The organism is uncultured Polaribacter sp. (genome assembly GCF_947503875.1).
Taxonomy (GTDB): domain Bacteria; phylum Bacteroidota; class Bacteroidia; order Flavobacteriales; family Flavobacteriaceae; genus Polaribacter.
Window position 1 is genome coordinate 309,698 of the sequence record NZ_CANNFH010000003.1, and the last position, 12,425, is coordinate 322,122.

Annotated in this window: 11 protein-coding genes; 7 read left to right on the plus strand and 4 right to left on the minus strand. The window is 29.9% G+C overall.

The window, feature by feature from the left end; translation table 11 throughout:
- Positions 1-70: 70 nt before the first annotated feature.
- The 3 genes from Q0684_RS06400 to rlmH all read left to right on the plus strand — a co-directional run bounded on the left by Q0684_RS06400 (position 71) and on the right by rlmH (position 5,572).
- Positions 71-3,595, plus strand: coding sequence for a nitrate reductase (locus Q0684_RS06400; RefSeq protein ID WP_299013983.1), 3,525 nt, complete (start codon positions 71-73; stop codon positions 3,593-3,595).
- Positions 3,596-3,598: 3 nt separating this feature from the next.
- On the plus strand, positions 3,599-5,026 hold the full coding sequence (locus Q0684_RS06405; RefSeq protein WP_299013986.1) for a rubredoxin: 1,428 nt from the start codon (positions 3,599-3,601) through the stop codon (positions 5,024-5,026).
- 72 nt (positions 5,027-5,098) lie between these two features.
- Positions 5,099-5,572 (plus strand): 23S rRNA (pseudouridine(1915)-N(3))-methyltransferase RlmH, encoded by a 474-nt coding sequence (gene rlmH, locus Q0684_RS06410; protein ID WP_299013989.1) that lies wholly within the window; start codon positions 5,099-5,101, stop codon positions 5,570-5,572.
- Positions 5,573-5,670: 98 nt separating this feature from the next.
- Here the strand turns inward: rlmH and Q0684_RS06415 are convergent, their stop codons facing one another.
- The gene (locus Q0684_RS06415) at positions 5,671-6,483 is read right to left on the minus strand and encodes a helix-turn-helix transcriptional regulator (RefSeq protein WP_299013993.1); all 813 of its coding nucleotides are present in this window, start codon (positions 6,481-6,483) and stop codon (positions 5,671-5,673) included.
- A 227-nt stretch (positions 6,484-6,710) separates the two neighbouring features.
- Here Q0684_RS06415 and Q0684_RS06420 point away from each other — a divergent pair, with 227 nt between their 5' ends.
- The 4 genes from Q0684_RS06420 to Q0684_RS06435 all read left to right on the plus strand — a co-directional run bounded on the left by Q0684_RS06420 (position 6,711) and on the right by Q0684_RS06435 (position 10,286).
- Positions 6,711-7,286: a non-canonical purine NTP diphosphatase gene (locus Q0684_RS06420; RefSeq protein ID WP_299013996.1), complete on the plus strand. Its 576-nt coding sequence runs from the start codon at positions 6,711-6,713 to the stop codon at positions 7,284-7,286.
- Between the two features lie 31 nt (positions 7,287-7,317).
- Positions 7,318-8,346, plus strand: a complete 1,029-nt coding sequence (locus Q0684_RS06425; protein ID WP_299013999.1) for an iron ABC transporter permease — start codon at positions 7,318-7,320, stop codon at positions 8,344-8,346.
- 22 nt (positions 8,347-8,368) lie between these two features.
- The gene (locus Q0684_RS06430) at positions 8,369-9,166 is read left to right on the plus strand and encodes an ABC transporter ATP-binding protein (RefSeq protein WP_299014371.1); all 798 of its coding nucleotides are present in this window, start codon (positions 8,369-8,371) and stop codon (positions 9,164-9,166) included.
- Positions 9,167-9,236: 70 nt separating this feature from the next.
- Complete coding sequence (locus Q0684_RS06435) at positions 9,237-10,286, plus strand: M28 family metallopeptidase (RefSeq protein WP_299014002.1); 1,050 nt, start codon at positions 9,237-9,239, stop codon at positions 10,284-10,286.
- A 79-nt stretch (positions 10,287-10,365) separates the two neighbouring features.
- Here the strand turns inward: Q0684_RS06435 and Q0684_RS06440 are convergent, their stop codons facing one another.
- The 3 genes from Q0684_RS06440 to Q0684_RS06450 form a co-directional block, all read right to left on the minus strand.
- Positions 10,366-10,791 (minus strand): thioesterase family protein, encoded by a 426-nt coding sequence (locus Q0684_RS06440; protein WP_299014007.1) that lies wholly within the window; start codon positions 10,789-10,791, stop codon positions 10,366-10,368.
- Positions 10,792-11,006: 215 nt separating this feature from the next.
- Entirely contained in the window at positions 11,007-11,867 is an 861-nt protein-coding gene (locus Q0684_RS06445; protein ID WP_299014010.1) for a DUF5777 family beta-barrel protein, read from the minus strand.
- Between the two features lie 3 nt (positions 11,868-11,870).
- The gene (locus Q0684_RS06450; protein ID WP_299014012.1) at positions 11,871-12,416 is read right to left on the minus strand and encodes a YceI family protein; all 546 of its coding nucleotides are present in this window, start codon (positions 12,414-12,416) and stop codon (positions 11,871-11,873) included.
- Between the last annotated feature and the right edge of the window lie 9 nt (positions 12,417-12,425).

A 12,425-nucleotide genomic window follows, 5' to 3' on the forward strand; every position in this document is an offset into this window, starting at 1 on the left:
TTTTTTACAAATAAAAAACTACGTATTAATACGTAATTTTGTATTTTTGAAGGATTAATTTCATGAATTTATGTCTAAAGCAAAATCTTACAAAACCATTTGTTCTTACTGTGGTGTTGGTTGTGGTATTATAGTAAATAAAGATACCAAAGGCCGTTTATCTGTTATTGGTGATCCAGATTACCCCGTAAACAAAGGAATGTTATGCTCTAAAGGCATGAACTTAAACTACGTAGCACAAGATACAAAAGATAGAATACTAAAACCTCAAATGAAATGGAGTAAAAACCATCCACTAAAAGAGGTAACTTGGGATACTGCTTTAGATAGAGCAGCTGCTGTTTTTAAATCAATTATTAAAAAGCATGGTTCAGATAGTGTTGGTTTTTATGTTTCTGGCCAATGTTTAACAGAAGAATATTACATCATTAACAAACTAGCAAAGGGTTTTATAGGTACTAATAATATAGACACAAACTCTAGACTTTGTATGAGCTCTGCTGTTGTAGGTTATAAAAAATCTATTGGAGATGATACTGTGCCAATTGCCTATGAAGACATAGAAAAAGCAGATTGCTTTTTTATTGCAGGCGCAAATCCTGCTTGGTGCCACCCAATTTTGTTTAGAAGGCTAGAAAAACATAAAGAAGACAACCCAAATGTAAAAATAGTTGTTGTAGACCCTAGAAAAACACAAACCTGCGCTATTGCAGATTTGCATTTGCAAATTATACCAGGCACAGACGTGGTACTTTACAACGCCATTGCAAGAAGGTTAATTGAAAAAAATAAAGTAGACAAAAAATTTATTAAAAATCATACTAATGATTTTGAAAACTTAAAAGAATTTGTCTTAAAAACCTCACTTTCTACAGCAGCTACCATTTGTGGTGTTACTGTTAATCAAATAAAAAAAGCTGCACAATATATTGGACAGTCTATGGGCTTTATAAGTATGTGGACAATGGGTTTAAACCAAAGTATAATAGGTGTAGATAAAAATGTTTCGCTTTTAAACCTATCTCTTTTAACAGGGCAAATTGGTAAACCTGGTGCTGGCCCTTTCTCTTTAACTGGGCAACCAAACGCCATGGGCGGAAGAGAAGTTGGTGGTATGGCAAATTTACTTGCTGCACATAAGGACTTGGCAAATCCAACACATAGAGAAGAAGTTTCTAATTTTTGGGGAGGACAATCAATTTCAGAAAAACCAGGACTTACAGCCACAGAAATGTTTGATGCTTTAAACTCGGGAAAACTAAAAGCAATTTGGATTGTTTGTACAAACCCTGTAGTAAGTTTACCAGATTCTTTAGCAGTAGAAAATGCACTAAAAAAAGCAAATTTTGTAGTAGTGCAAGATATTTCTCATAATTCAGAAACAACAAAGTATGCAGATTTATTGCTTCCAGCTGCAGGCTGGTTAGAAAAAGAAGGTACTATGACAAATTCTGAACGACGTATAAGTTATTTAGAAAAAGGAATAGAACCTCCTGGTGAAGCTTTACCTGATGTAGAAATATTTACAAGATTTGCACAAAAAATGAATTTTGAAGGTTTCGACTATCAAAATAATAGCGAAATTTTTGCAGAACACTGCCAATTAACAAAAAACACAAGTATAGATATTTCTGGTTTGTCGTACAAAAGGCTACAAAATGAAGGTAGTTTTCAATGGCCAGTTCCAAATAAAACACATAAAGGAACTACGCGTTTATTTACAGATAATGAATTTTATACCAATACTAAAAAAGCCAATTTTAATGTTCCTGTACATACTGAAAATCAATCTGAAAAAGTAACAACAGAGTTCCCATTAATTTTAAATACTGGGCGTGTGAGAGATCAATGGCATACAAGAACAAAAACGGGAAAAGTAAACCGATTAAACACACATATAAAATCGCCTTACCTAGAAATGAATGGTGTTGATGCTTATGAAAGAGGTATTAAAGAAGGAGATATTGCCATCATAAAAAACAACAGAGGTACAACACGTGTTAAAGTACAATTTAGTTATGATATTAGAAAAGGTGTGGTTTTTATGCCTATGCATTGGGGTAAAATTTTAGGAAACGATTTTGGTAGGGCAAACAACTTAACTAACAATCTTGTAGATCCTGTATCTAAAGAACCTGATTTTAAATTTAGTGCAGTTCAAGTAGTTAAATACAAAAAGAAAGTTCAAAAAGTATGTATTATTGGCGCTGGTGCAGCTGCTTATCGTTTTGTACAAAGTTATAGAGAAAGAAATACAGAAGATGAAATTACGATTTTCTCTAAAGAAGAAAATTCTTTTTACAATCGTGTTTTACTTCCAGAATATGTAAGTGAAGAACTTTCCTGGGAAGAATTAGAAAAATTAAAAAAAGGAGAAGTAGACAAACTAAAAGTCAGTTTATTATCGGGTATTTCTATTGAAAAAATAGATAGAGAACAACAAAAAATTACAGATAGCAACCAAACAGAACATAATTATGATTTGTTAATTATGGCAACAGGTAGTAGAGCTTTTGTACCTAACAACGTACAACTAAATTTACCTGGCAGATTTACTTTACGTAGTAAAAATGATGCAGATAGGCTTAAAAAACATCTAGACAATACTGGCTTACCAGAAGAACAACAACATGTTGTTGTTGTTGGTGGTGGCTTATTAGGTTTAGAACTAGCGGCTACTTTAAACAAAAAGAACGTACAGATTACAATTATTCAAAGAGCTTCTAGATTAATGGAGCGTCAATTAGATTTAATTGCCAGTCGTTTGCTAGCAGAAGATGTTCAAAATCGTGGCATACAAACTTATTTTGATAATGAAGTAGATACCGTTTTTGAAGGTAGCAATGCTAACGAATTAGAAATTACGCTAAAAACTGGTAGAGTTTTACACAGTAACGCCATAGTTTATGCTATTGGTACCATACCAAACGTTGAACTTGCAAAACAATGCAAGCTAAATACGAGAAGAGGTGTAATTGTAAATCAACATTTACAAACAAGTGATACTAACGTTTTTGCTTTAGGTGAAATTGCAGAATTTAACAACGCTCTTTATGGAATTACTTCTGCGGCAGAACAACAAGCAGATATTGCTGTAAACTATATTTTAGGAGATTTAAGCAGCATTTACGGAGGTTCTGTATTAATGAATATTCTAAAGTTTGAAGATTTAGACCTGTGTAGTATTGGTATGGTAACTGTTCCTAAGAATGATTTTTCATACGAAGAAATTATTTTTATGGATGTTACACAGAAATATTACAAAAAGTGTATTATTAAAGAAGATAAGTTAGTTGGTGCCATTTTAATGGGCGACAAAAAAGAATTTGCAGAGTTTAAAACGTTAATAGAAGACGAAATTGAATTGGCAGATAAAAGAGATTCAATTTTAAGATCTAGCAAATCTTCTGTACCTGTAAAAGGGAAACTGGTTTGTACTTGTAGCCAAATAGGAGAAGGAAACCTAGAAGAGGAAATTAAAAAAGGATGCACAGATTTTAATAATTTATGCAAACTTACAGGCGCTGGTTTAGGTTGTGGTAGTTGCAAACCAGAGGTAAAAGATATTTTAAAAATGAATTTAGCAAGCGTATAAGTTATGGAAGATTTAAAAAGAGTTTTTATAAAAGGTGGTATCTTATCACCTAGTGAACTAAAACAGATAATTAATTACGCAACTTCCTTAGGCTTAGACGCTTTACATTTTGGATCTAGACAAGATATTATCTTTCCATATCACGAAAAAAACACGGCTATAGACCAACAGTTTCCAGAACTAAGTACCAGTATGATTTCTGATACTGAATATGATAACCTTGTGTGTTCTTACGTTGCTGCAGATATTTTTACAAATACAAGTTGGTTAAGTGGTGTTACTTATTTATATATTTTAGAAAGCTTTAAATACCAACCCAAACTAAAAGTTAATATTACAGACCCAAAACAACAGTTAGTGCCTTTATTTAACGGGCAACTTAACTTTATTGCTTCAGAAAATGAAGACTACTGGTATTTGCATTTAATATTACCAAATTGGGAAAAACCTGTGTATTACCCTGTATTAATTTATAGTTGGGACATCTCTAAAACAGCAAAAACAATAGAAGACATTTACACAGATGCAGATGATATCGAAGAATTATTTACATTAGTTAATGATATTTTAGAAACAAATAATAGAACTATAGAAAATCCGCTTAAAGTAGATTTTAAGCCATTTCCTTATTATGAGGGTATGAATAAAATGGGTATTAACCAATATTGGTTGGGTTTATACTGGAGAAACAATAGATATTATTTACCATTTTTAAAAGAATTTTGTGACTTTTGCTTAGACAATAAAATAGGTAAAATTTGTATTACACCTTGGAAATCTATCATTGTAAAAGGAATTCCAAAGACGAGTAAATTAATGCTAGAAAAATTATTAGGTAAATCTGGTATAAATGTAAGGCACTCTTTGTTAGAATTGAATTGGCATTTGCCAGTTAATGATGATGAAGCGTTAACTTTAAAAAAGTTTATTGTACAAAACTTCGATCAGAATGATATTAGCACCTATGGGCTTACTTTTGCAATCTCTAATGGTTCAGACAAAAGAAAGTATTTTACCTCTATTGTTATAGAAAAAAATAGTGCGCCTACAATTGTACAAGATTTTCAGGTAAGACCAACCTACAATGTACTTTACTGTGAAAACTTTAACCCAAATACACAAAAATATATTGTGTACGCCCAAGATGTAGATAAAATTGAAGTTTCTGGTTTATTAATGGAGCTTAGTAAAAATTATTTCAATCAGTTTGGTAATGAAATAACAGATGACGATGCTGATGTTAAAAAACCAAAAGAAACCGTAAAAGAAGAAGCACACCAATGCGCTGAATGTTTTACCATTTACAGTGAAGTTTACGGAGACGAAAATAACAACGTTAAACCTGGTACTCTTTTTAAAGATTTAAGCACAAATTATAAATGCTCTGTGTGTGAAGCACCAATTTCTAGTTTTAAATTAGTAGAAATGTAATTTTAATTCCCTTTTTTTTTAAAAGTAATCTAATAACTTTGCAACACGAACTTGTTGTAATTATTTTATAAAATGAAGATTAAATTACTTGCTATTGGAAAAACAGACAATAAACATTTAATTGCGTTGATAGAAGAATATCAAAATCGATTAAAGCATTATATAAAATTTGAGCTACAAATTATTCCCGATATAAAAAATGTAAAGAATTTAAGTGAAATTCAACAAAAAGAAAAAGAAGGCGAATTGATCTTAGCCAAACTACAAAATACAGATCAGTTGGTTTTGTTAGATGATAAAGGCAAGCACTTTACTTCTATTGAATTTTCTAAGTATTTACAAAAGAAAATGAATTCGGGCATAAAACAATTGGTTTTGGTTATTGGCGGTCCTTATGGTTTTTCTGATGCTGTTTATAACAAATCCATAGGGAAAATATCTCTTTCTAAGATGACGTTTTCTCATCAAATGATTCGTCTTTTTATTGTAGAACAACTTTACCGAGGTTTTACCATTTTAAAGAATGAACCTTATCACCATGAATAATAAAAATAGCTAAATTTCCTAAATCCCATCCTAACCTTCCCAAAGGGAAGGGAAATCTTTGCTGAAATTACGTTTACATATTTAATTTAAAACAAAAACTAAACCTTAACTTCTTGTAGGTTTTTAATGTCTTGGTAAGTGTTATGTAAAAATATTATTTCTAATATTAGCACAGGTATTACCAAAAACAAACCTATTGGAGATAAAATTACAGTTACTAGAAAAGCACCATTTACAATTTTTACAATGCCAGTAACTTGTGCTAGCGTATCTAAATTTTCTTTTAGTTTTAAAATTCCTATGCCTAAAATTATTTCTCCAATACCAAAAATTATTAAAACAAAAACTCCTAAAACAATCTCTATGGCAGATAGTAAACTGTTATTACCAGAAAATAGTGTAATAATTGCCAAAATTGCAGCAATAGTAAAATAGATATATACTGCAGAGTTTAGTAAAGGTTTGTTAAATTTTATAGACAAAAGTTTATAACCTTTTAAAAACGGAATTATCAAAATAAAAAAAAGTATTAAAAACGGAACTCTAAAAATTAACTTTACCATTGGGCTGGTATGGTTTAGCTCAAACCTAATTTCTAGTACAATAGTTACCAAAGTAATTACCGCATAAAAAATACCGTAAAACCAACTATTATGCAATGTTTTTAATTCAGGTTTAGTCCAATTATTATTAGCTTTCTTTTCAACTAAAATTGTTTCATTTTGTTTAAATTCTTCTCCTAAAACTTCTAAGATTGCTTTTATGGTATAACTTCTTGGGTTAACTTCTCCTGCTTCTATTCGTTGAATTGTGCGCACATTTATATTACATTGTTCTACCAACTCTTCTTGCGTTAAACCTTTTTCCTTTCTTAATGATGAGATTCGTTTTCCTAGTTCTGGTTGTTTCATTGTATGTATATTTTTATATGTCATACAATATTAAAATAGATTTTTATAACAGTTCATTTTTTTGTTTGAATTTAACCCGACATTTCCACGACAAATCAATAATAGCAATAGATTCAGTAACTTTAGGGTTTTGCAATTTAAAAGTTTTATTTTGTTTTATTTACCAATTTTCAAATAAATTTTCACTTTAAAATTGATTACATTTGTAGCAAATCAATCTAATTTTAATGAAACTAGTCTTTTCTACCAACAACGCAAATAAACTAAAAGAAGTGCAAGAAATGTTGCCAACTTCTATAGAGATACTCAGTTTAAAAGACATTAATTGTTTTGATGAAGTTGAAGAAACGGAAACTACTTTAGAAGGCAATGCAAAATTAAAAGCAGACTATATTACCAATAAATTTGGCTACAATTGCTTTGCAGATGATACTGGTTTAGAAGTAGAAAGTTTAGATGGTAAACCAGGTGTTTATTCTGCACGTTTTGCTGGTGAACCTGCAAATGCAGAAAATAACATGCAAAAACTTATAAAGGAGTTGCAAAACAAAACCAATAGAAAAGCGCAATTTAGAACGGCAATTTGTTTAAATTTAGATAATAAACAATTTCTTTTTGAAGGTGTTTGCAAAGGTGAAATTTTAACCCAAAAACAAGGGGAAAAAGGTTTTGGTTACGATCCCATTTTTAAACCAGAAGGTTTTACTACATCTTTTGCCCAAATGAATTCCGAAGAAAAAAACAAAATTTCTCATAGAGGACTTGCCGTTCAGCAATTAGTTAATTTTTTGAAGAATTATTAAAATAGATTCCTGCTTGCGCAGGAACAAAAGAATGGAACAAAGAAACTACACAAAATATTTTGCACTCTTATCAGTTTTACTTCTAATTTTGTTTTTAATAAATATTAGTTTGGGTTCTGTTACCATACCTTTTAAAGACATCTTTACTATTTTAACTGGTGGCATTGCTTCCAAAGAGAGTTGGGAAACTATAATTTTAAATTTTAGATTACCAAAAGCCATTACTGCCATTTTAGTAGGTTCTGGTTTATCTGTTGCTGGCTTATTAATGCAAACCTTATTTAGAAATCCGCTTGCAGGCCCTTTTGTTTTAGGTATTTCTTCTGGCGCAAGTTTAGGTGTAGCCTTATTTATTTTGGGTTCATCTTTATTTGGTGGTTTCTTTTTAACAGAAGTATTTTCTAGCTGGTCTATACCAATAGCTTCTAGTTTTGGGGCTTTTTTAGTTTTATCTGCTGTTATTTTAGCATCTTACAGAGTTAGAAATACCATGTCTATTTTAATTATTGGTTTAATGTTTGGCAGTTTAACTGCTGCAATCATATCTGTATTAGCCTATTTTAGTCCTGCAGAACAAATTCAGCAATATGTATTTTGGAGTTTTGGTAGTTTAGGAAATTTATCTTGGAATGAATTATTAATATTTGCTTCAGTTTATATACTTGCTTTGCTAGCTACCCTATTTATTATAAAACCTTTAAATAGTTTTTTATTAGGAGAAAATTATGCTAAAAGTTTAGGCATCAACATTAAAAAAAGTAAAAATATTATTTTATTAATTACTTGTATTTTAACAGGTATAATTACCGCTTTTGCTGGCCCAATTGCCTTTATAGGTTTAGCTGTACCACATATTGCGAGATTAATATTTACAACCTCAAATCATAAAACATTAATACCTGCTGTAGTAATTTTAGGTGCCATAATTTTACTAATTTGCGATACTATTGCACAGCTACCAGCAAACGAATTTACCTTACCCATAAATGCAATTACTTCACTTTTTGGAGCACCCATAGTAATTTGGTTACTGCTTAGAAAAAAGAAATTATATATTTAACACAATCAAAAAAACAAGTAAAATTAAAAAGAACAACGCACATATTGTTTTAAGAACTGAAAATTTAGCCATTGGTTATTCTCAGAAAAAAAAGGATAAAATTATATTATCTCAAATAAATATCGCCATAGAAAAAGGGCAATTTATTAGTATTTTGGGTAAAAACGGAGTTGGAAAATCTACCTTATTAAGAACGTTATCTAGGGTTCAAAAACCATTATTGGGTGCCATTTATTTTGATGAAAAAAATCTAGAAAACTATACAGAAAACCAACTTTCTAAAAAACTAAGTTTGGTTTTAACAGAGCGTTTACCAGAAAGTCAATTAACAGTTTTTGAATTAATTGCATTGGGAAGACAGCCTTACACCAATTGGCTTGATAAACTTTCTGCTTTAGATTTAGAAAAAATAAATACCGCAATTGACCAAACTGAAATTAGCTATTTAAAAAACAGAAAGTTTTACGAGTTGAGTGATGGACAACTGCAACGTGTTTTAATAGCAAGAGCATTAGCACAAGATACAGAAGTTATTATCTTAGATGAACCTACTGCACATTTAGACATCCATCAAACCGTTTTAATATTTTCACTTTTAAAAAAATTGGTAAAAGAAACTCGTAAAACCATTATCATTTCTTCTCACGAAGTAAATTTAGCCATACAATTGTCTGATAAATTAATGATTTTAAATGATGATAAAATACTTTTTAACACCACAGAAAACTTAATTAATCAGAATGCTTTTACAAGCCTTTTTCCTAATGATTTAATAAAATTTAACAAAGATTTGCAACAGTTTGTCATCAACAAAATTTAATTTTGAGAAAAATGTAAATTTCCATTACATTTGATTACTTTTAAAAACAAACAAAATACCTTTACAATCGATGAAAAAAATACTTTATGTTGCTAGTGCATTGGCTTTTATGGCATGTGGTTCTAGTAAAGATGCATCTGGTGGTGCAAATGGAGATCAAGCTGCAAAATATGCAGCAACAATTACTGCTAAAGATTTAGGAGCACATTTGTTTACTTACGCTTCAGATGAGTTTGAGGGTAGAGAAACTGGAGAACCTGGACAGAAAAAAGCAGTAGCCTATTTAAAAGACTTTTACGTTAATAAAGGTATTGTTAGCCCTTTAGGTGGTAATGATTATTACCAAGAAGTACCATCTGATTGGATAAATAAAAACACAAGAAGAGGGCAATTTAAGGACTCTGAAAATGTAGTAGCCTTTATTAAAGGTTCAGAAAAACCAGAAGAAATTATAGTAATTTCTGCGCATTTAGATCATGAAGGTGTAAAAAATGGAGAAGTGTACAATGGTGCAGATGATGATGGTTCTGGAACAGTAGCTATTTTAGAAATTGCAGAAGCTTTTCAAATGGCAGTAAAAAATGGTAAAGGGCCAAAACGTTCTATCTTATTTTTACATGTTACTGGTGAAGAAAAAGGTTTGCTAGGTTCTAAGTATTATACAGATGTAGATCCTATTTTTCCTTTAACAAATACAGTTTGTAATTTAAATATAGACATGATTGGTAGAATTGATGATAGACATAAAGAAGATCCTAATTTTGTATATTTAATTGGTTCTGATAAATTAAGTACAGAATTGCACAATTTATCTGAAAGAATGAATGAGAAATACACAAAAATTAATTTAGATTATAAGTATAATGATGAGAATGATCCAAATAGATTTTACTATAGATCTGACCATTACAACTTTGCAAAAAATAATGTGCCAATTATCTTTTACTTTAATGGCACGCATGCAGATTATCACAAACCAACAGACACACCAGACAGAATTAACTACGAACTTTTAGAAAATAGAGCACGTTTGGTTTTTCATACAGCTTGGGAAGTTGCTAATATGGAAAAAAGAATTATTGCTGATAAAGCAACACCAAAAAAAGCGACAAGTAAATAAAATAGTTTTTATAAACTAAAAAAGCCTAATACAGTAATGTGCTAGGCTTTTTTTTTAGTTTAAATTCTATGCTGTAAGGTTAAGAAGCGTATTGTAAAACAGCCGTTTTGGTAAAATGTTTTAGTATTTTTTTTGGTGGTGTAATTACTTGCCAAGTGCTATAATCAAACCAAAAAAGTTCTCTTTTAACTACTGCACACAATTCCTTTTTATTATTAAAAAACTGAACGTCTACAAACATTTTTTTGTTACAAGATTCTATTTCTTTAAAATCTAACTGTATAGAAAAAGGTTGCGTAAACATTAAATACTTGTGTTGTTGCTCTAAGGTATCTTTACTTTTATGCAAACCAACTTTTAATGTATTCATTTTTAACTTTGCAAAACCATTTACAAATAAAAAAGTATCAAATAATTTAGAAGCATATTTTAAAAATGCAGCATTTTGCATCACCATAAAATCGTTTACATCTTCTCCTTTAACTGTATAATTTCTTTGAAACATCTGTATATAATTTTAGGCTCTCTGTTTTAAAAACAGAAAGTTTAATAAGAATGGGTTGTATATAACTATTAAAGTCTATATTTTTTATGTAGCTGAAAAATTAGTTATTTATAATTTCAAACATTAAGAAGTATAGTTGAGAAATCTATTAGTTAAATTAAGATTTCTCCATAAATTCGAAATAACATTAGTTTTAAATATTATTTTTATAATAGTTAAAAAGTCCTAGAAAGATTAAAACCTAAATGAATATCACCAGCAAAAAAGTCTCCTGTAGTTTCTGTAATAAAAGCTTTTTCTACCATTCTTCTAGAGTTTGCTAAAATAATCTGAAAAACATGACCACCAGTTTCTATATCTATACCAAAAGCTAAAGAATTTGTAGCGTCTATAGATTTTAATTTATTAAACTGTGGAAAATATTCTGCATTTAAAGAGACTCTTTTACTTACTTTTACTCTAGTACCAATACCTAAGGCAAAAATACTATGTGGGTCTTCAAAAGTAGCCGTTAAATTTCTATTTACAAAAGTTGGTGTTAATTGAAAAGATACCGAAGAATTTATTTTTCTTGCAATTAACACTTGCGCTGTGTAAAATAAACTTTCTACAAAGGTACGCTCAAAACCAGGAATTGCTTTTTCACTTTTAGCGGCAACACTACCAAACAAAGAAACTGCAAAAGGAAATGCATTTGCACCCGTTTTTTGTTTTAATAAACTGTATTTTAAAAATCCTTCGTAAGTTTTTTCTACACTTGCTCTGCTTAAACCAGCCGTTAAATTATCTGACAAACCGTATTCAAAAGAAAAACGAATGTTTGATATATCTAATCCAAATAAATCTTCAATACCTGTATTAATTGCACCAAATCTGTGTGCTATAATAAATTCTAACTCTTTATTTTTTCTGTTTTCTACAGAATGCCCGTTTACAATTCTTGTTCCTTTAAAAGTAGCTGTAACAATGTTTTCTGTCTCAGGTGTTTCTGCATCTAAAACATCTAATAAATCGTCTTGAGCATAAAAATGTGAATTTATAAGTACTAGTAAAGCTAAGGTTAGTAAATTTTTCATGTATTATTTTTTAAATGGTTGATGATTAAAGTTAAAGCTTACTTTTATTTCTTTCGCGATGTTTTTTTCTACAACAGATGGTATATCTACATTAAAATCAGATAATGTTATAAAAAAATCTCCTTGCATTACTATGGCATTGTCTTTTTTTACCGCTAAAGCTTTAATTACCATTTCTTTTGTAATGCCATGTATGGTTAATTTCCCTTTTACTTCAACCTTAGTTTCTTTATCTGTAATGGTATCAAAATTTAGAATAGCTCCTCTAAAGGTAGCTTTTGGATATTTATCCGATTCTACGTAATTCTCATTAAAATGTTCTTGCATTAATGCTTTTTCAAACATAAATGACTTCATTAGAATAGAAATTGCCATTTGTTTTTTTCCTGCATCTACAATACTTAAAACCTGGCTATTTTTTGCGGCTATGTTTTCTAAAGGAGATTCAGAAAAAAAAGTAATTTCTCCACTTTTTGTCAAATATCTTTCTTGAGCATTTGTTAAACAAACCGCTAAAAAACAAAAACATACTATATATAAATTTTTCATTATTTTATT